We start from the raw sequence: 21,572 nt of genomic DNA, 5'->3' as shown, positions 1-21,572 counted from the left end.
AATTAATAGTGGCATTTACCACATTCAATTCCGCCCATTTGAGCAACAGTTAATTCCTCTACACCATATTTCTTGGAAAGCTCCTCATGAACCTTCTCATAGTACTCATTACCTGCAGTTTTCACATTCGTGGTACGGTGACAGTTGATACACCATCCCATAGTAAGCGGTGCATTTTGATACATGATCTCCATCTCCTGTACAGGACCGTGGCAGGTTTGACAAGCAATGCCCCCAACCTCTACGTGTTGAGAGTGGTTGAAGTAAGCAAAGTCCGGCAAATTGTGGATCCTCACCCATTTAACAGGTTCAGTCTCCCCGGTATAGGCCTGTTCTGCCACATCCCAACCCACTGCATCATATAATTTAGCGATCTCACCGTCATAAAATTCCTTTGAATATTCTTCAGTACCTGTTTCTACAGCTACCTCACTAATAGATTTGTGACAGTTCATACAAACATTAAGAGAAGGTATTCCTGACGTTTTCGAAACGCGGGCAGAAGAGTGACAGAATTTACATTCTATCTGATTATCACCAGCGTGAATTCTGTGTGAGAAGTGGATTGGCTGAACAGGCTGGTATCCCTGATCAACTCCTACCTGCATCATCCAGCCGTAAGCAAAATACGCACCAACCAGCACAAGGATAACAGCACTAACAAGCACTAAAAATTGGTTTTCAACAAATGCTTTCCAGATCGGCTTGCCTTTTGGTTTTTCCGGGATCTCAACCCCGCTTGCAGCCGCAAACCTGCGCAATGTTTTGTTCACCAGGTAAAGGATCACCAACAACATCAACAGTACAAAAGCAAGGATGCCAAGCACTATTTCAGTTGAGATTCCACCTCCAGTCCCAGCTCCGGCTCCAGCACCATCGCCAACTACTTTCTGTTCCTGAGGAACCTGTTTTGGCTGACTAACGTACGCGAGGATATTATCAATATCAGCATCACTCAACTGTGGGAAAGGCGGCATCGCCACCTGATTATATTCGTTATAGATAGCAACAGCTTCCTCATCACCAGCCGCTATCATAGCCGAACTATTTCTTATCCAGCTGTGCAACCACTCCGAATCTCTTCTATCAGCAACACCTCTCAACGCGGGACCAATTGATTTGCTATCCAGTTTGTGACATGCAGCACAAAGGGTATTGAAAATCTCTTTACCCGCAGCTACATCACCTCCCGAAGGCTCAGCCTCAACAGATGCTTCTTCAGGTCCCTGCACTACCTCTTCTTCTTCTGAAAGCGGGGATTCCTGAGCAAAAACAAGCGTGTTAAAAGATAAAAACAACGATACACTGAGTAAAAGTAATCGAGCGACTGAATGGCGGTTTTTCACCTTTTTCATATTATAAGTTGAATTAACGTCTTTTTGGTACGATTTTTACACGAATAAATAACTGATAAATATCATGTTTTAGGCACCGGAAAATTTACCGACAAAAGTAATACTTAAGTTCGATTTGAGAGGAAGGATGATTAATTTATAATTGTTCTAAATAAAGAAAAAGAGCTCTTTTCAGAGATTAAGTTATACTTTTGTTTGTCAGAAAATTAAACCCAGATGAACAGAAAAAGGAAATTTATTTTAACCGCATCATTTTTAATCGGTTTCGTCGGAATTAGTGTAGCTCAGCAAGGGCAGGTAAGAATAGAACAGGATGAGATCATTCCCGAGCTGCTGGAGAAAAAAACTGAGATGGTCAAGGAAGGCCGATTGGGAGATCGTTACAGGATCCAGCTTTTTTCAGGAGACAACAATGAGGCCAGCAAAGTGATCAAAGAATACCGGTCCCTATATGCTCAATGGCCCTCTACCATTGTTTATGAGACTCCTAATTATAAGGTATGGATCGGTAACTTCAGGAACAGCCTGGAAGCTGACCGCGCTCTTATGGAAATCAAGAAGTCTTTTCCCGCTGCTTTTAGGTTTAAGCCGGAAAGAAAATAATATCACAAAACAAGGAACAAAAAAAGGGATGCACTCGCATCCCTTTTTATATATGTACAGGTTTGACTTATTTAAGTTTCTTCTTAACGGCCACTTCCTGGAAGGCTTCTACTACATCACCTTCTTTAATATCATTGTAGTTCTTAATTTGAAGACCACAGTCATATCCTTTCGATACTTCTTTCACGTCGTCTTTGAATCGCTTCAGGGAAGCAAGCTCCCCGGTATAGACTACTACTCCGTCACGTATCAACCTGATCTGTGAGTTTCTGTAGATCTTACCATCGGTAACCATACATCCGGCAATTGAACCAATCTTAGACACTTTGAATATCTCTCTGATCTCTGCGTTACCAGTGATCTCTTCCTTCATTACAGGAGAAAGCATTCCTTCCATCGCATCTTTAAGATCGTTGATAGCGTCATATATAATAGAGTAAGTTCTGATGTCGATTTCTTCCTTATCAGCTACCTGTCTCGCATTTCCTGCAGGACGTACGTTAAAGCCGATAATGATCGCATCTGAAGCTGAAGCCAGCAACACATCACTTTCAGTAATAGCACCTACCCCTTTGTGAATTATGTTCACCTGTATCTCTTCTGTAGACAATTTCTGGAAACTGTCTGTCAATGCTTCCACAGAACCATCCACATCCCCTTTCAGGATAATGTTAAGTTCCTTGAAGTCTCCAAGAGCGATACGACGACCAATCTCGTCCAGAGTAATGTGTCTCTGCGTACGTACCGACTGCTCTCTTTGCAACTGGGTTCTCTTAGCAGCAATATCTTTTGCTTCTCTTTCATCCAGCATTACTTTGAACTTGTCACCGGCCTGTGGCGCACCATCCAATCCAAGGATAGAAACAGGTGTTGACGGTCCGGCTTCCTTCACATCATTTCCACGTTCATCCTGCATTGCCTTCACTTTACCACTGTGTTTACCTGCAAGAACATAATCTCCGATCTTCAAAGTACCGGATTGTACCAAAATGGTAGAGACGTAACCACGACCTTTATCCAGGTAGGCTTCCACTACGGTACCATTGGCAAGTTTGTCCGGATTCGCTTTCAGTTCAAGGATCTCAGCTTCCAGAAGTACTTTTTCAAGCAGCTCTTTTACACCCATTCCTGTTTTTGCAGAAATATCCTGCGACTGTATCTTACCTCCCCAGTCTTCAACCAGAAGGTTCATTCCAGCCAGCTTCTCCTTGATCTTCTCAGGATTTGCTGTAGGCAGGTCAGATTTATTGATCGCGAATACTATAGGTACTCCCGCAGCCTGTGCGTGAGAAATAGCTTCTTTTGTTTGCGGCATCACATCATCATCAGCAGCGATCACAATGATAGCAAGGTCAGTAACCTGTGCACCACGCGCCCGCATCGCGGTAAACGCCTCGTGACCCGGGGTATCCAAAAAGGTGATTTTTTGACCACCTTCAAGTCTTACACCGTAGGCACCAATGTGCTGGGTAATACCACCACTCTCCCCGGCAATTACGTTCTCTTTACGAACATAATCCAGTAAGGAAGTTTTACCGTGGTCAACGTGACCCATTACGGTAACAATTGGAGCTCTTGGTTCCAGATCTTCAGGATTCTCGGGAGCTACTTCTGTTGATTCTTCGATATCGGCAGTCACAAATTCAACTTCATAGTCAAATTCATCTGCAACTATAGAAAGAGTTTCAGCATCCAAACGCTGGTTCATGGTCACCATCATTCCAAGCGACATACAGGCCGAAATGATCTTGGTTACCGGAACATCCATCATGGTAGCCACTTCACTTACAGTTACGAATTCTGTAACCTTAAGGATCTTTTGGCTATCCTCCTGCTGAGCTTCCTCAGTTCTTTGACGGTGGGTATCTCTTTTATTTCTTCGGTATTTTGCACCGCGACCTTTACTGGATTTACCCTGAAGTTTTTCAAGGGTTTCCCGAACCTGCTTTTGAACTTCTTCTTCGCTAGGCTCTTCTTTAGTAACAGGACGGGTACGTTTTCCACGGCTTTTGGCACCGGCTCCGGCACCTGCCCCTGGAGCACCTTTCACATCTTTGCTTATTCTGCGGCGACGCTTCTTGCGCTTCTCTTTTTCTTCCTCTGCCTTCTTATCATCTTTCTTCTTGGCCGGCTTCTTAAACTGGGAAAGGTCGATCTTTTCTCCGGTAAAGTTAGGGCCGCTAAGTTTTTGATATTTGGTAGTAACAGTTGAAGATTCTTCTTCTTTCTGCTCTTCAGGTTGAGAGACAGGCTCTTCTTTCTTCTCTTCAGCTTTCGCTTTTTCAGCAGTCGGGGCTTTGGCTTTCGCTTTCTCTTCTCCTATTTTATGTTTAGGCTCTTCTTGCTTCGCAGGTTCTTCTGGTTTTGGAGTTTCGACCTGTGGCTGTTCAGGTGCTTTTTTCTCTTCAACCGGTGGTTGCTCAGCTTTTTCTTCTTTGGCGGGGGCAGCTTTGGGCTTATCGAGGTCAATTTTACCTACCTGTTTTGGGCCTTCCAGGTTTGTTTTGGCTCTAATGACTTCCTGCTTTTCTTCCTGCTTTCGTTTTTCTTCCAGTTCCTTTTCCCTGGCCAAACGAATCTCCTCCTTCTCTTTCCGCTTCTCTTCGCCCACTTCTTTCGAGGCTACCTTCTTGCTTTTGTCGGTTTGAAATTCATCAAAAAGCACCTGGTAGATCTCTCCGGAAATTTTAGTAGTAGGACGCGCCTCGATCTCGTGACCCTGGGAATTCAAGTATTCCACAGCACGATCCAGCGAGATATTGAATTCGCGTAATACTTTATTTAATCGCATTGTTTTTGCTTCAGCCATAAATTGCCCTCTAAATTATCCTCTTTTTATTCTTAATTATTTTCTTCCTCTTCAAATTCCTCACGTAGTACTTTCATTACTTCGCGAATAGTCTCTTCTTCAAGGTCAGTTCTTCTCACAAGATCATCAACATCCTGCTCAAGAATACTTTTTGCTGTATCAAGACCTATCTTGGCGAACTCTTCGATCACCCAGTCTTCGATCTCATCAGCAAATTCTCTTAATTCAACGTCTTCTTCGACTCCTTCTCTAAAGACATCTATTTCATATCCTGTCAATTGTCCTGCCAATCTTATATTATGACCGCCACGTCCAATTGCTTTTGAAACTTCTTCAGGTTTCAACATCACCTCAGCCCGCTTGTTCTCTTCATCTATCTTAAGTGAAGTGATCTTTGCCGGACTAAGTGCACGGGTGATCAATAACTGGTTATTGGTGGTGTAATTGATGACATCAATGTTTTCATTCCCCAGTTCTCTAACAATACTGTGGATTCTTGAACCTTTCATCCCCACACAGGCTCCTACAGGATCGATACGATCATCATAAGAGTCAACAGCTACTTTCGCTTTTTCACCTGGGATCCTTACTACTTTCTTAACAGTGATCAGTCCATCAAATACTTCCGGGATCTCCTGCTCGAACAATTTCTCCAAAAATAAAGGAGAAGTCCTTGACATAATAATAGCAGGTTTATTTCCTTTCAACTCTACGCTCTCAATAATACCGCGTACGTTTTCTCCTTTACGGAAAAAGTCTGATGGTATTTGTCGGTCCTTCGGAAGAATAATTTCATTCCCTTCGTCATCCAACAGGATTATTGCACGGTGACGAATGTGGTGTACCTCAGCAGTATAGATCTCTCCTTCAAGTTCCTTGAACTGCTTATAAATGTTGGTATTATCGTGCTCGTGGATCTTAGAGATCAAATTCTGACGCAATGCCAAAATAGAACGACGACCAAGATCGATCAACTTCACTTCTTCTGAAACATCCTCACCTACCTCGAAATCGGGTTCGATCTTTCTTGCTTCAGAAAGGGATATTTCCTGATTTGGATCTTCCACTTCTCCATCAGCTACCACTACACGGTTTCTCCAGATCTCCAAATCTCCTTTGTCAGGGTTCACAATAATATCAAAGTTATCGTCTTCCCCATACTTCTTTTTCAAAGCATTCCTAAATACATCTTCCAGGATCGCCATCAGGGTTACCCTGTCAATGAGCTTATCATCCTTAAACTCTGAAAACGATTCTATCAACGCGATATTTTCCATATCATTTGTCTGTTAAAAAGTTATTTTCACTTTTGCCTCCTTTATATCCTCTAAAGGCAACACAGCTTCTTTTGTTACGGTGACCTTACCTTTTCCTACCGGTTTTGGTTCCCTGGTCTTCCAGGTAAGGGTAATTTTATCATCTTCCATCTTCACCAGCTCTCCTTCAAATTTTTCTCCGGAAGTGGTAGTGACAGCCAGTCTTCTCCCAATATTCTTGCGATACTGTCTGGGCATGGTCAGGGGTTGCGAAACTCCCGCCGAAGCGACATCAAGAGAAAAATCTTCTTCGTCCCGGTCGAGATTATGTTCGATCTTGCGGCTTACGGCAATGCAGTCATTTACACTCACCCCGTTGTCGCCATCGATCACCACACTGATATGGTTAGCGTTATCAATGTTTAATTCTATTAAAAATAACGAATTATTTTCTTCAAACGCCTCCTGCAGCAAATTTTCTACTTTCTCTCTAAGCATCCCCGATTCTGACTATAAAAAGAGGGGACTTTCGGTCCCCTCGTTGTTCATTTTTCGCTTCAACGGTGCAAATATAGTAATATTTTTACAGAACGAAAACAAGATTTTGAATGAAAAAATATTTGTAGTTTTATAACTATATCAACCTTACTTAATTACCAACCTTTTATGAAAAAGATCCTAGTCCCAACCGACTTTTCAGAGCAGGCCGAGAACGCCTTAAAAGTAGCCGCCAATCTTGCCAGAAGATTCAACGGTGAAATTTACCTGTTGCACATGCTGGAATTGCCACTGCAAATGGTCAATCCCGTTGGAAGTAACCGCAGCAGTGACCTGCCTGAAGCTCTCTTTTTCATGAAGCTCGCAAAAAAGCGATTTACAGAGATCCTTTCCCAGCCTTACCTGAAGGGTTTAAAGGTGCATGAGACCGTGGAATTTCACCAGGCCTTTGAGGGAATAATTGAGACCAGCCGTGAACACGGTTGTGATTTCATCGTCATGGGTTCCCAGGGCGCCAGCGGATTCAAGGAGATGTTCATAGGATCTAACACAGAAAAGGTGGTACGCACCTCAGACATTCCCGTCCTGGTCATCAAAAAAGATCCGGGAGAATTAAAGATCAAAAATTTCATTTTTGCCACCAATCTGGACAACCACAATAAAAAGACACTCAAAAAGGTGATCGCCTTTGCCCAGCTTATGGAAGCAAAACTGCACCTGGTCTATATTAATACCGCGAACGAATTCATTACTTCAAAAGAAACAGATGAATACCTTGAGAAATTCCTGGAAGGAAGTGATTTTGACAATTACGAATTCCATGTCTACAATGACGATTCTGTAGAGCAGGGAATTATGAACTTCGCCAATAAAATGAATGCAGACCTCATTGGTATAGCCACACACGGTCGCAAAGGTCTCTCCCACTTCTTTAACGGAAGCATTAGTGAAGACCTGGTCAACCATTCAAAAATTCCTGTGATAACCTTCAGACTTCAAAAACCTGAGAACAAAAAGGTATTTCCGTAAAAGCAAATTTTTTTAACCTTTCTACCTGCACTCGTTAAATTTGAGTCAAACCTTAATTTTCTTCCTCTAAATAATATTCGACCGCAGTATATTTAGCTCGGAATTAAAAATTATATGGTGTTGAAAATCAGCTTTCAATTAGCATTTGTGGCAATTGAAATCATTTTGACCTTTTACAGCAGTGTTCTGGAAGAAAGTCTGGTAGTAAAATTTTTATTATTTGTGATCACCGCTATACTTATAGCTATGGGTGTGACCAAATTAGCTACTAATGTGCTCCCGGCAGACAAAGATTACGTTTCAGCAGAAGATGAAGCAGAAGGCTAATTGTAGTCTTACATCGCAAGAGTAGATGTTAGAAGGAGAACAATTTGTAAGACTACAATGGAAGATCCGGTGAAACTTTTCACCGGATCTTTTTTTATAAAAATCATCTGGCTTACTGGTTTTTCAGCTATTTCAACAATTAAGGACAAGTTTGCCGAAATTATGTAAATTTGGCCCTTGAGTAATTGATGGAAAGATCTGCTTTCCCCGAATATGCGAGAATTATTATCTATGTTTGAAAAGGATGAGAATGTGTTCAATGTGCTTTTTGAAGCAGCTTCAGAAGGTATTATTGTTGTCGACGCATCTCAAACAATTGTAAGCAGCAACGTAGCTGCTGACACTATGTTTGGTTATGAAAAAGGGGAATTGAAAGGAAAGCCTCTCAATGTACTAATTCCAAGCAAGTATAAAGCAGCCCATCCCCAACATTTCAAAGGTTTTCTGGACGATAGCCAAAAAAGGCAAATGGGCCATGGCCGTGATCTTTATGGTGTAAAGAAAAACGGTGAGGAATTCCCTGTAGAAGCCGGTCTTAACCCTTTCAAGATGGGCGAAGAGACCTATGTGATGTCCCTGATCATTGATATTTCTGTGCGAAAGGAAGCACAGCGCCAGATCAAGGAACTCAACATGCAGTTGGAAAGCAAGATAAAGATCCGCACAAAGGAGCTGGAAGAGAGCATTCAGAAATTAAGGAGCACCAACAGGAATCTTGAGCAGGAGGTAAAAAGACGTAAAGAAGCTGAAAACCGTATCAAGAACGCCCTTCAGAAAGAAAAAGAATTAAACGAGCTCAAGACCAAGTTTCTTTCTCTGGTCTCTCACGAATTCAAGACTCCGCTGAGCGGTATCCTTACCTCGGTAGTACTTGCCGGTAAATACAAACTGGAGGAACAACAGGACAAAAGAGAAAAACACCTCAACACCATAAAGAGTAAGGTGCATTACCTCGACAATATTCTGAATGATTTCCTATCTATAGAAAGACTGGAAAGTGGAAAAGTGAGTTATAAATTCTCCACCTTCAGCTTAAGCAAGCTTATTAATGAAGTGGTCTACAACGCTAACGTTACTCTAAAGAGTGGACAGGAGATACAGTACCCACGCAATATCGAGAACATCACACTACAGCAGGACGAAAAGATCCTCGAACTGGTGCTTTCAAATCTTTTGAGCAACGCCATCAAATACTCTCCTGAGAATACACTTATATATTTTGACATAGAGATCAAAGGTGACCGCATTGCCTTTAAGGTCACAGATGAAGGTATGGGAATTCCAAAAAAGGACCAGAAACATATTTTTGAAAGATATTTTAGGGCAGAGAATGCACTTCTAAACCAGGGAACAGGAATTGGCCTTAATATTGCTAAGGTTCATCTTGAAAACCTTGGAGGAACCATTCACTTTACCAGTGAAGAAAACAAGGGAACTGAATTTATTGTAGAATTACCTATTATTAAAGAATGAAGAAAGTTTTATTTATAGAAGATGATACTGTGGTACGTGAAAATACTGCAGAACTCCTTGAACTGGCAGAATATAATGTGATCACCGCTGCCAATGGTAAATCTGGAGTTGCTCTAGCCAAAAAAGAGATTCCCGATATTGTGGTGTGTGACATTATGATGCCCGAAATGGATGGTTACGGAGTACTTCAGTCGCTGGCAAACGATCCTGCTACACAGCACATTCCTTTTATCTTTCTTTCGGCAAAGACCGAACATAAAGACATTCGCAAAGGTATGGACCTTGGGGCAGATGATTACCTCACCAAACCCTTCGAGGAAGAGGAGTTGATGAGTGCTATAGAAAGCCGGCTTGCTAAAGTGGCCATTCTGAATAAAATTCAGGAAAAGAATAAAACCTCACAACCTGCAGAGTTTGAAAATCGCATTACTTCCCTTAATGACCTTAGGGAAATGATGAAGGAATACGAGGAGCAGAACTATAAAGGAGGAGAGACCATCTACGAAGAAGGGAAACAGAGCAATCAGTTCTTTTATATAGACAAGGGTGTAGTAAAGAGCCACCGTATGGATGAATACGGAAAAGAACTTATTACCTCTATCTATAAGGAAGGAGACTTCTTCGGAAATACTTCATTTAAAAAGCACATGGCACATGAAGAATATGCCACTGCTATGGAAGACACGCGCATTTATGCCATTTCCAAAGAGGACCTAAAAGAGATCCTTGTCACCAACAGCAACATCACACTCGAACTTATTGATGTAATGGGTGATAATATCGCCGGTATAAAGGAGCAGCTTCTCGAAATGGCCTATGGGTCGGTTCGCAAAAAAGCGGCCCGTACGATACTTTTATTTTCTCAAAAAATTCGCCGGCATCCAACCCAAAGTATCAGGATCTCAAGAAGTGATCTCGCCAGTGTGGCAGGTATGGCTTCAGAAACCCTTATACGTACCCTTTCAGATTTTAAAAAGGAAGGTTTGTTGGAAATTGAAGGCCGAAACATCAAACTTCTCAATGTAGAAGCTCTTAAGCGAATCAGCTAAAGAACAGGCAATTCCTTCTAATAAATCAATAACTGACTTTCATCATTTTTTTCACTCAGCCTGCAGTCTATTTTTGCAAGGTAAAATAGATGTGACTGATGATGAATATCCTTTTGCCCACTGATTTTTCTGCGAATTCGAGGAATGCGGCGAAGTACGCGATCGAGTTCTTTAAGGACACTCCGTGCAATTTTTATTTTTTGCACGTGATCACTGTCCCTGCAGATAAGCTGGTTACTGGTTATATGAGCATGTCACCCGCTGTCAAAGATAAGTTTGAAGAGCTTTTGGATTGGCTCAACAGCATTAAGAGAAATCCGGAACATAAGTTCCACACCTGTTTTAAAGCCGATTATTTGATAGATGCCGTAAGAGAGAAAGTACAGGAGAAAAAGATCGACCTTATCTTGATGGGCACAAAAGGAAAAAGCAATAAACAGGGAGTGGTGATTGGCAAAAACACTTCAGACGTCATGATGAAGGTGCGCTGTCCTGTCCTGGCAATTTCTGAAAATGCATCGTTTAAGGAGCACAAAGAGATCCTCTTCCCAACAGATTACAAGATCCACTACGGAAGCAAAATGCTACGGACCCTCCTTAATCTTACCTCCCTTTCAAATGCCAATGTGAAGATCCTGGAGATCTTCAACACCGAAAGAGAGCCTTCAAAAGAACAGGTAGAGAACCGGGAATTCCTTCAGGATTCATTTTCCCCACGTATCCCGGTCTTACAGACCTATTACACTTCCAAGGAGCAAAGTCCGGTGAAGATCTTTGTGGCGAACCGCAACGTTGACATGATAGTACTGGCAGCCAAGAACCTCAACCTTTGCCAGAAGTTCCTGCACAATGACCAGAATGATATTCCATTTATCAACCAATTGCCATTGCTGGTTTTACATGGATAAATAGGCGTTTTTTAAATTTGTATATATTAGTTTGTAACCTGAAGAGGGCGTTCCTAACCGGAACGCCCTCTTTTTTTTGCCCTTTTTAGAACATTTTAGGACAATTTTGTCTGCTTTATGACCAGACTCATAAACCACCAACTACCTAAGGCTCATCTTTGTACCATAATCCAATAACAAACAAAACCGAAATATATGAAAGCTTTAGAGTCCAAAACAGTTGCAGACATGGTGACAGAGAACATCAAGACTGCCCACATCTTCAAAAAACACGGAATAGATTTTTGCTGTGGTGGTGGCATCAGCATTGAAAAAGCCTGCCAGAAAGCCAATGTAGATTATGATCTTCTCGTACAGGAACTGCTGCAGGTAGACAAAAGTGATTCCCGCGCTACCAACTATAACAGCTGGGAACTGGACTTTTTGATAGACCATATTGTGAACGTGCACCATACTTATGTAGCAGAGAGCATCCCACTCTTGCTGCAGTATTCTGAAAGAGTAGCAGATGTGCACGGACATCATTATAAAGAGCTGTTAGAGATAAAAAGCCTGGTAAAAGAGGTTGCAGGAGAATTGAGTGCGCACATGAAGAAGGAAGAGTTGATCCTGTTCCCCTTCGTCAAGAAATTAGTACAAGCAAAAAAGGAAAATTCAGAGGCTCCTCAGGCTCCGTTTGGCACTGTTGACAATCCTATTAAGATGATGGAAGAAGAGCACGAAGGTGCCGGGGAGATCCTGCGCCTGATATCAGTTCTAAGTAATAATTACACCCCTCCCGAAGAAGCTTGTAATACCTACCGGGCCTTCTACTCCAAACTGGAAGAGTTCGAGCAAGACCTGCACCAACACGTCCACCTTGAGAATAACATTTTATTCCCGAAAGCCCTGCAACTGGAAAAAGAACTTAATTCATAATACAAACCTTCTTTTTAATCTAACCTGAAACCGGCCTCTCTACTCTTGCTAATTTATTCTGGGGCCGGTTTCCTAAATCTTCAAAAATGACAAAAGAAAGAAAACTCTGGATCGCTTTTCTCCTGGTGGTCTCTGTCTCCTTTGCCGTACTTGGTTATTACGGTTTTGAGATCTATCAAAAAGCACCTCCACGCCCTGCAAAAGTGGTAACCACCGACGGCCAACTGCTTTTTGACGGGCAGGATATCCTCGACGGTCAGAATGTGTGGCAAAGTATGGGTGGACAGGAAGTAGGTTCCATTTGGGGCCACGGAGCTTATACCGCACCAGACTGGACCGCAGACTGGCTGCACAGGGAGTCCCTGTACATGCTTAATTATTGGGCTAATAAGGACTATGGTTCAACTTACGATGAACTCAACAGTGAGCAAAAGGCGGCTTTAGAGAGACGTCTGCAACTGGAACTTCGTAAGAACACTTATGACGAAGCCAGCAATACTATCACTGTCTCACCTTTAAGAGCAAGGGCAGTAAAAAATTTGCATGAATATTACAAAGGCCTTTTCATGGAAAACCCTGAGCTGAATGAGCTTAGGGCAAGTTATGCCATTCCGAAGAACGCAATTAAAGATGAAGCCCGCATGCGGCAAATGAGCAGCTTCTTCTTCTGGGCAACCTGGGCTACCGTGACCGAAAGGCCCGGAAGCAAAGTAAGCTATACCCATAACTGGCCACCAGAGGATCTGGTTGGAAATAAACCTACCGGAGACCTACTTATCTGGACAGGTTTTAGTATCATCTTGCTACTCTTTGGAATAGGAGTTATGGTCTTCTACCACGTAAAAATGAAAAATAATGAGGAGCTGGATATGCCTGTAGAAGATCCACTTATGCGGCAGACAATAACTCCATCCATGCGAGCTGTCAAAAAGTACCTTTGGGTGGTAAGTTTGCTCATCCTGGTACAGATGACCTTTGGGGTGATCACCGCACACTACGGAGTGGAAGGAGACGCTTTCTACGGACTGGATCTCGCTAAAGTTCTACCTTATTCCATCTCCCGAACCTGGCACGTGCAACTGGGGATACTATGGATAGCCACAGCCTGGCTCGCCACAGGACTATATATTGCACCGGCCGTTTCAGGAAGGGACCCAAAATTTCAAAAGCTCGGAGTGAATTTTCTCTTTATCTGTCTCCTTATAATTGTGGCCGGATCTATGGCAGGACAATGGATGGGTGTGATGCAGAAACTGGGGCTTACTGAGAACTTTTGGTTTGGACACCAGGGATATGAGTATGTAGACCTGGGAAGGTTCTGGCAAATATTCCTGCTCGTTGGACTGTTCCTTTGGCTGGCTCTAATGACCCGTCCACTTATACCGGTTCTTAAAAAGAAAACTTCCGAAAGGAATCTCTTATTGATGTTCCTTGTTTCCTCAGCCGCCATTGCCTTATTCTATGCCGCCGGGCTAATGTGGGGAAGACAAACAAATCTTGCCATTGCTGAATATTGGCGCTGGTGGGTAGTGCACCTTTGGGTAGAAGGCTTCTTCGAGGTTTTTGCTACTGTAGTAGGTGCTTTCCTTTTCGTAAGGCTGGGACTCTTAAGAACAAAAACGGCTACATTAGGCGTGCTTTTAGCAACTGTGATCTTCTTATCAGGAGGTATTTTAGGAACTTTCCACCACCTGTATTTTACAGGAACACCTACGGCTGTAATGGCCCTTGGAGCTACTTTTAGTGCACTGGAAGTAGTACCGCTGGTATTGATAGGTTTTGAAGCTTATGAAAATTACCGCCTGAGCAAAGCGACTAAATGGATAGCCGATTATAAATGGCCTATTTACTGCCTCGTGGCAGTGGCTTTCTGGAACTTCCTGGGTGCCGGGATCTTCGGATTTGTGATCAATCCACCAATTGCACTTTACTACATGCAGGGGCTGAACACCACAGCTGTACATGCTCACACCGCGCTGTTCGGCGTTTACGGAATGCTTGGAATCGGCCTTATGATGTTCGTGTTACGTAGCATGTACCGAGTACAGGTATGGAACGAAAAACTACTGAGGTTCTCCTTCTGGTCGATCAATATTGGATTGCTGCTAATGGTTTTATTGAGCGTACTTCCAATAGGACTGTTACAAACGGTAGCCAGCGTGAACGAAGGAATGTGGTATGCACGTTCTGCGGAATTCATGCAGCAACCGGGGATGGACACCCTTAGGTGGCTCCGAGTAATTGGAGATACAGTATTTGCCGTGGGACTGGTCGCCTTTGTGTGGTTCGTATTTAGCCTTGACAGCAAAAGAAAAAAAGCTGTTGAAGAACGTGTTACCGAAGAGGAGCAGATCCCCGAAGAAGTTTATTAATTGTTTTAAATTGAGTTCTGAAGGCTGTCCGGAAACATTCCGGGCAGCTTTTTTTTTGGGCCTCCATTAAAATCTCAAATTATGTATTTTAGCACATGATCAATTTAAAGGCGCACACCAGAATTGCACTAGGTTACTTTTTCCTTGTAGGTTTACTGGGACTTTTTTTACGCTCTTTCTTTGTGACTGCAATTCCAGCGAATTACCGGTATGTGGTGCACGCGCACAGCCATATAGCACTTTTAGGCTGGGTTTACATTGCCCTAACGACTCTTATTTATAAACTTTACTTTCCCGAAGGCGAAAAGGCTAAAACTTACCGGCGCATTTTTTGGTTTACACAGATCACCCTGCTTGGAATGTTGTTTACTTTTCCTTTTACCGGCTACGCCCTCTACTCTATTACCTTTTCAACACTTTTTCTGTTCGCCTCCTATCTCTTCACCTGGTTCGTTCTAAAAAGAACTTCGGAAGAGGTCCGCAACACCTATTCCTTTAGACTCATTAAAGCGGCATTGTGGTACCTCGTGTTTTCAAGTGTAGGGCCGTGGGCATTGGGAGGAGTTATGGCAACTCTGGGCAAGGATTCCATCTGGTACAATATGGCCATTTACTTTTACCTGCATTTTCAATACAACGCCTGGTTCATTTTCGCCTTATGCGGAATTCTTTTTTATTTCCTGGAGAAAAGGGTACTGCTACCCAAAAAAAGAGTATTCGACCGCTTTTTCTACCTGCTCAATACCGGAGTTATCCTGTCGTTCTTCCTGTCTGTACTGTGGGTTAAACCTCACTGGATCTTCTACGTTTTAGCGGGATCAGGAGCCATTATACAGCTGCTCGCTTTTGCCGATCTTTTCAAGATCCTTCGGAACTTCTGGCAGGACAGACGGTTCGACTTTCCTTCATTTGTCAAATTGCTACTATTAATAAGCGGAATTCTGCTGGCGGGAAAGATCCTGCTTCAATTGCTTTCTGCTATTCCCTACTTCGCCGATCTCGCCTTCAGTTTTCCCGACTTTGTCATAGGATATCTGCATTGGACGTTCCTGGGAGTGGTAAGTCTTAGCCTGTTCGCTTTTTTGTGGCTTGCCCGGTTGTATAAGGTGCCAAAAATGGCATTTTGGATCTATTTTGCAGGCTTTGTACTTTCCGAAGCTTTTATCTTTTACAAAGGAATTTCTGTGTGGGCAGGCATTCCAGTTTTCGCAGAATATTTCGTGGTCCTCGTAGCGGTAAGTAGTCTGCTACCCCTTTCTATTGGGATTATGTTCTTCAAAAGCCTGTTAACAAAAAACCAACACTTGTCCTAAAAAATTCTCATTTAGTAGTCCCTTAACTTAAGTAGGCGCCGAGGTTTCTTATATTTTCATATGAGAATTCCGGTACTATTCTATATTGTCATTTCCAGCATCCTCCTGGCTGCAGTAGGCATTATGGTCTATTACAACGTGAGGTATGATGTAATTTTGTACACTGTGGTTGCCGGGCAAGCCTGGTGGCTGCTTACCGTCTACAAAGTACTTACCGATAATTATTCAACCGAAAAGACCTTCGACGATTGGTATGAAGACCATCCTATTGGGAGAGAATGAACAATTAGCTTCTTAAAAAATGATCACGGGACTTTATAAAAAGCTGCTTTTAATGCTTTTTTTGGCAGGCGGCGTTTTTTTATGTCCTGCCCAAAGCTTTGTGCTGGTTCCCGATGCATCACAACTGCAGGTAGAAGGTTCCTCTACCCTTCATGATTGGGAAATGAAGGCTGAAAAAATGGAAGGAAAACTAACTGCCGAATTCCAGGATGAAGAGCTGCAAAATATTACCTTTTTGCAACTCTTAATTGACGCCCAGAACTTACGCGGGGAAAAAGAAGGCATGAACGAAGATGCCCATGAAGCCCTGCAAACAGACCTTTACAAACACATTCAATACGATCTGCAAAACCTGAAAGACCTTAATTGCAACACATCCGATTGTACGGGAACAATAGAAGGTTATCTCACGGTTGCCGGGAACCGTAAGCCGGTTCCTGTGGAAATTGAGATTAAAATACATGACAACAGAATAATTCTGTCCGGCTCCAAAGATCTCGAGATGAGCTATTTTGGGATCGAGCCTCCAAAAGCCCTATTTGGATTACTGAAAGCTGACAACGCGGTTAATGTAACTTTCAACCTCATTTTTACAAAACAGGAATAACCATAGTTTCTAATTGGAATACTCTGCCTTGTTCAGGATAGTCTGCGAATCGGAACGCCTCCAATTCAAAAAAGCCTGATCAAGATCATATTTTCTAAGGCACTCATTTTCAATATTTGCAGCACGAGCAATTATTTTTTTTATGGAGGAACAATCTTGCTATCATTGCGGTGATACGATCAAGACGCGCATTATTTTTGACGAGAAATCATTCTGTTGCAACGGGTGTAAGACAGTATATGAGATCTTTTCAGACAACGGTCTGGCCTCTTATTATGACCTGGATGCCGCTCCCGGTGCAGCCCCCGGAAAATTCGAAGGGAAATACGACTTTTTGAGCAATAAAAGTATTGCTGAAAAGCTGCTGGAATTCAATGACGGCGATACCCAGGTAGTTTCACTATACATTCCGCACATACACTGCAGCTCCTGTATCTGGATCCTGGAGAACCTCAATAAACTGCGGCCCGAGATTAGCTCTTCGCAGGTGGATTTTCCGAAGAAAACCATTAGAGTCACTTATAATTCCGAAGGATTAAGCCTGAAAGATCTTGTCTTGTTCCTCAGCAGCATTGGTTATGAACCCTACATAAGTCTCGATGACTATGAAGGCGGCAAAAAGAAGATCGACCGCAGTATCATTTACAAACTCGGTGTTGCGGGTTTCGCGTTTGGGAATGTCATGTTCCTTTCTTTTCCCGAGTATTTTGAGGTAAATGAATTCTGGTTGGACCAGTATAAAGGCCTTTTCAGATGGTTGATGTTCTCCTTTTCCCTTCCGGTGATGTTCTATGCCGCACAGGATTATTTTATTTCGGCTTACAAAGGTTTGCGCGCCGGAATTCTAAATATTGATGTCCCGCTCGCGCTGGGAATGGTCGTGCTCTTCGTGAGAAGTACGCTGGAGATCACTTTTGACTGGGGTACCGGTTTCTTTGACAGCCTTACCGGACTTGTTTTCTTTCTTACCCTCGGAAAATTCTTTCAGCAAAAGACCTATAATTTTCTCTCTTTTGAGAGGGATTATAAATCCTATTTCCCAATAGGTATTACCCGGATAACTTCCGAAGGTAAAGAGGAAAGCGTGCATGTGAATGAGATCGAAAAAGGAGACCGCATTCTCATAAGAAATGAAGAGCTCATTCCCGTGGACGGGATCCTTATCAATGGAACGGCAAGGATCGATTACAGTTTTGTGACGGGAGAATCTGAGGCAGTGCACAAAGAGTCGGGCGACAAGCTGTTCGCCGGGGGAAGACAGGTTTCCGGAATTATTGAAATGGAAGCTTTAAAATCGGTTTCTCAAAGTTACCTCACCCAGTTGTGGAGCAATGATGTTTTCCAGACCCGAAAAGAAGATTCCTTTACTTCGCTAATCAACAAAATCAGCAGGCATTTTACTATTGTGCTGCTGATAATTGCATTTTCGGCTACCGCTTTCTGGGCTTTTACTGATGTAAAAACAGCCATTAATGTCTTTACCGCGGTGCTTATCATTGCATGTCCCTGTGCCCTGGCCATGTCTACCCCATTCACTCTGGGTAATTTGCTGCGCATCTTTGGCAACAAGAAATTCTACCTCAAAAATGCCGGGGTGATCGAACAGCTCGCAAAAGCCGATACGCTGGTATTCGACAAAACGGGCACCATCACTTCCAACAAGAAAAGCAGCATAAGCTATGAAGGCATCAGCCTTACTGCAGAAGAGGAAAGTCTTTTGAAAAATACTTTAAGAGCTTCCAATCACCCATTGAGCCGTACCCTGTATGAGCTGCTGGCAGAATACGACATTAAGGCGCCTGAAGAATTCAACGAAGTGACCGGAAAAGGGATTGAAGCCGTTTATAAGGAACAGGCCATGCGGGTTGGCTCAGCCGAATTCGTCGGAAGCACCGGCCAAACTGCCACTTTAAATACTTCAGTGCACATCAGCGCGAACAATGAATACAAAGGCCGCTATATTTTTTTCAATGAATACCGGGAAGGAGTAGAAAACCTCTTTGCGGATCTGGCTCCCGAATATCATCTTTCTATACTTTCGGGCGACAATAAAGGAGAAAAAGAGAGGCTTGAAAAATTACTTCCGAAGCATACAGAAATGCTTTTCAATCAGAAACCGGAGGATAAACTGGAATACATCAAAGCACTTCAGCAGCAAGGGCGTAAAACTGTAATGGTAGGAGACGGACTCAATGATGCAGGGGCTTTGGCGCAGAGTGAAGTGGGAATTGCCCTTTCAGAAAATGTCAACGTCTTCTCCCCGGCCTGTGATGCAATATTGGATGCAACCGCCTTCCCCAAACTTCTCGCTTTTATTAAGGCATCCAAAAAAGGAATGCAGGTGATCAAAATTAGTATGCTGATGTCTTTTCTCTACAATATTGTAGGATTGTATTTTGCAGTCACCGGCCAGCTATCGCCGATTATTGCAGCGATCCTGATGCCTTTAAGTTCTATTAGCATCATAGCTTTTACTACCCTCTGCACCAACTTATTAGGAAGGAAAATTTAGGAAGACATGTTGGTATCTCATCAATCTTCCAGAGGTTTTTTTGGCTATATTTATATGTAGATCAGATTAAAAGTAGGGGCTTTGAAAACACCATTTACAGTTGAGGAATTCTTCAATGTGTTTGAAAGGTACAATACCTCTGTTTTTCCACTACAATTAATTTTTATTGTATTGGGAGTGGTCGCAATTTTTCTGCTCCATAAGAAAAAGAAAATAAGACATTCTTTTATTACAGGATTTCTTGGATTTCTTTGGTTTTGGACAGGCCTCGTCTATCACCTCTATTTCTTTACTTCAATAAATAATGCTGCTTACATTTTTGGCGCCTTATTTATTCTTCAGGGCCTTTTATTTATAAGGGAAATAATCCGCAATAGACTCGAGTATTCCTTTAAAACAGAGTCGTGGAAATATGTTGGTTACATTATTATTCTCACCGGATTATTGATATATCCTGCAATCGGTTACCTTCTCGAAGAATCTTTCGAAAAAACAATTTCACTGGGACTACCCTGCCCCACGACCATTTTCACTTTTGGCTTTCTAATGTTGACGAATATTAAATTCCCAAAACATTTGTTGATCATCCCAACATTGTGGGCTTTAATTGGAACTATCGCGGCAACTAATTTTGGAGTTTTCCAGGATTATCTAATGATCATCTCTGCATTAATCGCCAATTTTTATCTGATCAAAAGAAAATAAAAGAGCAGAAGCAGTTTATAAATAGTCAGCCGATTTTCCTCCTAATTTTCTGAAAAATAAGTAACTTGTTCAGTAATATGTAAGACTCCCATTCCTCATAAGGAACAGTACAACCTGCCATGATAAAATCACTTTTCAAGAAGAGAACTTCTGCGGAAAAAGGAACTGAGTTGGCTCATGATGCTTTTTTCGAATCTTTACGCACAAAGGATTACGACCGGTTAGATAAAAATGATCATGTCTACCTGGATTATACCGGCGGCAACCTCTACTCGACCTCTCAATTAAAGACGCATTATAAACTCCTCAGCGAAAATACATTCGGAAATCCGCATTCCACGAATCCCACTTCCAGGTTCTCTACTCATCTTGTGGAAGAGGCCCGAAAAAAAGTCATTGACTTTTTTAATGCTGAAGATTACTACTGCGTCTTTACTGCAAATGCTTCAGGAGCTTTGAAAATAGTGGGGGAATGTTATGCCTTCAATAAAGACGGACATTTTTTACTTTTTGCTGACAACCACAATTCGGTCAACGGGATCAGGGAATATTGTCATCATGCGGGCGGTACCCATGAATATGTACCCATGAACCATGATGACCTGAGTGTTTCAGAAGAGGTTTTGATCCGGAAACTCAGGGAGACAGAAAAGAAAAATAAACTGTTTGCCTATCCCGCCCAGTCAAATGTCTCCGGGATCAAGCACGATCTGAAGTGGATCGGGGAAGCCCAGAAAATGGGATGGGATGTGCTGTTGGACGCAGCTGCTTATGTGCCCACTTCGCAACTTGATCTCAAGGAGCATCAACCCGACTTTGTGTCAATTTCCTTTTATAAGATCTTTGGATATCCTACCGGAATTGGCTGCCTCTTTATCAAAAAGACATCTTTTTCGAAACTCGAAAAGAAATGGTTTGCCGGTGGCACGGTGAGTCTTGCTTCGGCAGCAGCTCCATTCCACTTTCTGACCAATAACCACGAACGCTTCGAAAACGGAACCATCAATTATTTAGATATTCCCGCATTGAAGATAGGGCTGGATTATATTGAATCCATAGGAATGGATCGTATCAATGAGCGAATCGCTTCCTTGATGAACTATTTATATCCAAAACTTAAGGAATTACGCCACAGTACCGGGGAGCGACAATTGGATATTTTTGGACATCCGGAGAGAAAAAATACCGGCGGCACCATGATCATGTGCTTTAAGAATCCGGACGGCTCCAAGATCGACTTTGAGAAAGTTGAAGAACTGGCGAACGACAAAAGAATTTCGGTTCGTTCGGGCTGCTTCTGTAATCCCGGGCTGGATGAAACTACCAATTGCATCACCAACGAGGAAATGACCCGGTATTTTACCTCGCGAAAAACCGGAGACTACAAAGACATGATCAGTTATTTACACAAGATGCGCGGCGCCACCCGTATCTCTGTAGGTTTAGCCACCACCAAAAATGATCTGGATGCTTATATATCTTTTGTGCAAAGTTTGAAAGACAAAACTTACAGCTGAGCAAATACATTCTAGCCTTTTGTCAATTAAACCCGGTTG

The 21,572-nt window shown here is 42.6% G+C and carries 18 protein-coding genes; 14 read left to right on the top strand and 4 right to left on the bottom strand.

The window, feature by feature from the left end; translation table 11 throughout:
- Nucleotides 1-2 precede the first annotated feature (2 nt).
- Nucleotides 3-1,355 (bottom strand): c-type cytochrome, encoded by a 1,353-nt coding sequence (locus ACNORC_RS04150; protein WP_418334330.1) that lies wholly within the window; start codon nt 1,353-1,355, stop codon nt 3-5.
- A 216-nt stretch (nt 1,356-1,571) separates the two neighbouring features.
- Between ACNORC_RS04150 and ACNORC_RS04145 the strand changes: the two genes are divergently transcribed.
- Nucleotides 1,572-1,958, top strand: a complete 387-nt coding sequence (locus ACNORC_RS04145) for an SPOR domain-containing protein (protein WP_418334329.1) — start codon at nt 1,572-1,574, stop codon at nt 1,956-1,958.
- A gap of 67 nt (nt 1,959-2,025) precedes the next feature.
- Here ACNORC_RS04145 and infB read toward each other — a convergent pair whose 3' ends face one another.
- Genes infB through rimP form a run of 3 tightly spaced genes read right to left on the bottom strand, consistent with a single transcriptional unit; the run spans nt 2,026 to nt 6,521 of the window.
- Nucleotides 2,026-4,767 carry a translation initiation factor IF-2 gene (gene infB / locus ACNORC_RS04140; protein WP_418334328.1) on the bottom strand — a complete coding sequence of 914 codons (2,742 nt, stop codon included), beginning with the start codon at nt 4,765-4,767 and terminating at the stop codon, nt 2,026-2,028.
- A gap of 32 nt (nt 4,768-4,799) precedes the next feature.
- Nucleotides 4,800-6,044 (bottom strand): transcription termination factor NusA, encoded by a 1,245-nt coding sequence (nusA, locus tag ACNORC_RS04135; protein ID WP_418334327.1) that lies wholly within the window; start codon nt 6,042-6,044, stop codon nt 4,800-4,802.
- Nucleotides 6,045-6,056: 12 nt separating this feature from the next.
- Nucleotides 6,057-6,521, bottom strand: a complete 465-nt coding sequence (gene rimP / locus ACNORC_RS04130) for a ribosome assembly cofactor RimP (RefSeq protein WP_418334326.1) — start codon at nt 6,519-6,521, stop codon at nt 6,057-6,059.
- A 168-nt stretch (nt 6,522-6,689) separates the two neighbouring features.
- On the opposite strand from rimP, the gene ACNORC_RS04125 reads away from it, so the two are divergent.
- The 13 genes from ACNORC_RS04125 to ACNORC_RS04065 all read left to right on the top strand — a co-directional run bounded on the left by ACNORC_RS04125 (nt 6,690) and on the right by ACNORC_RS04065 (nt 21,533).
- A complete protein-coding gene (locus tag ACNORC_RS04125) occupies nt 6,690-7,550 on the top strand; it encodes a universal stress protein (RefSeq protein WP_418334325.1) in 861 nt (286 codons plus the stop codon).
- Nucleotides 7,551-7,670: 120 nt separating this feature from the next.
- Complete coding sequence (locus ACNORC_RS04120; RefSeq protein ID WP_418334324.1) at nt 7,671-7,877, top strand: hypothetical protein; 207 nt, start codon at nt 7,671-7,673, stop codon at nt 7,875-7,877.
- Nucleotides 7,878-8,108: 231 nt separating this feature from the next.
- Entirely contained in the window at nt 8,109-9,350 is a 1,242-nt protein-coding gene (locus ACNORC_RS04115; protein ID WP_418334323.1) for a PAS domain-containing sensor histidine kinase, read from the top strand.
- Complete coding sequence (locus tag ACNORC_RS04110; protein WP_418334322.1) at nt 9,347-10,399, top strand: response regulator; 1,053 nt, start codon at nt 9,347-9,349, stop codon at nt 10,397-10,399. Before ACNORC_RS04115 ends, ACNORC_RS04110 begins: the two co-directional genes overlap by 4 nt.
- 98 nt (nt 10,400-10,497) lie before the next feature.
- A complete protein-coding gene (locus ACNORC_RS04105) occupies nt 10,498-11,307 on the top strand; it encodes a universal stress protein (protein WP_418334320.1) in 810 nt (269 codons plus the stop codon).
- A gap of 195 nt (nt 11,308-11,502) precedes the next feature.
- Entirely contained in the window at nt 11,503-12,225 is a 723-nt protein-coding gene (gene ric / locus ACNORC_RS04100) for an iron-sulfur cluster repair di-iron protein (protein ID WP_418334319.1), read from the top strand.
- Nucleotides 12,226-12,311: 86 nt separating this feature from the next.
- Nucleotides 12,312-14,597, top strand: a complete 2,286-nt coding sequence (locus ACNORC_RS04095) for a nitric-oxide reductase large subunit (RefSeq protein WP_418334318.1) — start codon at nt 12,312-12,314, stop codon at nt 14,595-14,597.
- Nucleotides 14,598-14,692: 95 nt separating this feature from the next.
- Complete coding sequence (locus ACNORC_RS04090; protein WP_418334317.1) at nt 14,693-15,910, top strand: hypothetical protein; 1,218 nt, start codon at nt 14,693-14,695, stop codon at nt 15,908-15,910.
- Between the two features lie 60 nt (nt 15,911-15,970).
- Nucleotides 15,971-16,192 (top strand): hypothetical protein, encoded by a 222-nt coding sequence (locus ACNORC_RS04085; protein WP_418334316.1) that lies wholly within the window; start codon nt 15,971-15,973, stop codon nt 16,190-16,192.
- Nucleotides 16,193-16,211: 19 nt separating this feature from the next.
- Nucleotides 16,212-16,799 (top strand): YceI family protein, encoded by a 588-nt coding sequence (locus tag ACNORC_RS04080; protein ID WP_418334315.1) that lies wholly within the window; start codon nt 16,212-16,214, stop codon nt 16,797-16,799.
- A gap of 142 nt (nt 16,800-16,941) precedes the next feature.
- A complete protein-coding gene (locus tag ACNORC_RS04075) occupies nt 16,942-19,311 on the top strand; it encodes a heavy metal translocating P-type ATPase (RefSeq protein WP_418334314.1) in 2,370 nt (789 codons plus the stop codon).
- Between the two features lie 81 nt (nt 19,312-19,392).
- On the top strand, nt 19,393-20,016 hold the full coding sequence (locus ACNORC_RS04070; protein WP_418334313.1) for a DUF6064 family protein: 624 nt from the start codon (nt 19,393-19,395) through the stop codon (nt 20,014-20,016).
- A 119-nt stretch (nt 20,017-20,135) separates the two neighbouring features.
- Nucleotides 20,136-21,533: an aminotransferase class V-fold PLP-dependent enzyme gene (locus ACNORC_RS04065; RefSeq protein WP_418334312.1), complete on the top strand. Its 1,398-nt coding sequence runs from the start codon at nt 20,136-20,138 to the stop codon at nt 21,531-21,533.
- The last annotated feature ends 39 nt before the right edge of the window (nt 21,534-21,572 follow it).

This window comes from Salinimicrobium soli (assembly GCF_048323655.1).
GTDB classification, from domain to species: Bacteria; Bacteroidota; Bacteroidia; order Flavobacteriales; family Flavobacteriaceae; genus Salinimicrobium; species Salinimicrobium soli.
Note: the sequence above shows the minus strand (reverse complement) of the source record. Positions and strands in the feature narration are given on the sequence as shown.

Excerpts from the sequence above, each read along its gene's own strand:
- ACNORC_RS04095 (WP_418334318.1), top strand. The coding sequence starts at position 12,312 with ATGACAAAAGAAAGAAAACTCTGGATCGCTTTTCTCCTGGTGGTCTCT.
- rimP (WP_418334326.1), bottom strand. The coding sequence starts at position 6,521 with ATGCTTAGAGAGAAAGTAGAAAATTTGCTGCAGGAGGCGTTTGAAGAA.
- ACNORC_RS04150 (WP_418334330.1), bottom strand. The coding sequence starts at position 1,355 with ATGAAAAAGGTGAAAAACCGCCATTCAGTCGCTCGATTACTTTTACTC.
- ACNORC_RS04085 (WP_418334316.1), top strand. The coding sequence starts at position 15,971 with ATGAGAATTCCGGTACTATTCTATATTGTCATTTCCAGCATCCTCCTG.
- ACNORC_RS04105 (WP_418334320.1), top strand. The coding sequence starts at position 10,498 with ATGATGAATATCCTTTTGCCCACTGATTTTTCTGCGAATTCGAGGAAT.
- infB (WP_418334328.1), bottom strand. The coding sequence starts at position 4,767 with ATGGCTGAAGCAAAAACAATGCGATTAAATAAAGTATTACGCGAATTC.
- ACNORC_RS04080 (WP_418334315.1), top strand. The coding sequence starts at position 16,212 with ATGATCACGGGACTTTATAAAAAGCTGCTTTTAATGCTTTTTTTGGCA.
- ACNORC_RS04090 (WP_418334317.1), top strand. The coding sequence starts at position 14,693 with ATGATCAATTTAAAGGCGCACACCAGAATTGCACTAGGTTACTTTTTC.
- ric (WP_418334319.1), top strand. The coding sequence starts at position 11,503 with ATGAAAGCTTTAGAGTCCAAAACAGTTGCAGACATGGTGACAGAGAAC.
- ACNORC_RS04125 (WP_418334325.1), top strand. The coding sequence starts at position 6,690 with ATGAAAAAGATCCTAGTCCCAACCGACTTTTCAGAGCAGGCCGAGAAC.
- ACNORC_RS04115 (WP_418334323.1), top strand. The coding sequence starts at position 8,109 with ATGTTTGAAAAGGATGAGAATGTGTTCAATGTGCTTTTTGAAGCAGCT.
- nusA (WP_418334327.1), bottom strand. The coding sequence starts at position 6,044 with ATGGAAAATATCGCGTTGATAGAATCGTTTTCAGAGTTTAAGGATGAT.
- ACNORC_RS04075 (WP_418334314.1), top strand. The coding sequence starts at position 16,942 with ATGGAGGAACAATCTTGCTATCATTGCGGTGATACGATCAAGACGCGC.
- ACNORC_RS04110 (WP_418334322.1), top strand. The coding sequence starts at position 9,347 with ATGAAGAAAGTTTTATTTATAGAAGATGATACTGTGGTACGTGAAAAT.
- ACNORC_RS04065 (WP_418334312.1), top strand. The coding sequence starts at position 20,136 with ATGATAAAATCACTTTTCAAGAAGAGAACTTCTGCGGAAAAAGGAACT.
- ACNORC_RS04145 (WP_418334329.1), top strand. The coding sequence starts at position 1,572 with ATGAACAGAAAAAGGAAATTTATTTTAACCGCATCATTTTTAATCGGT.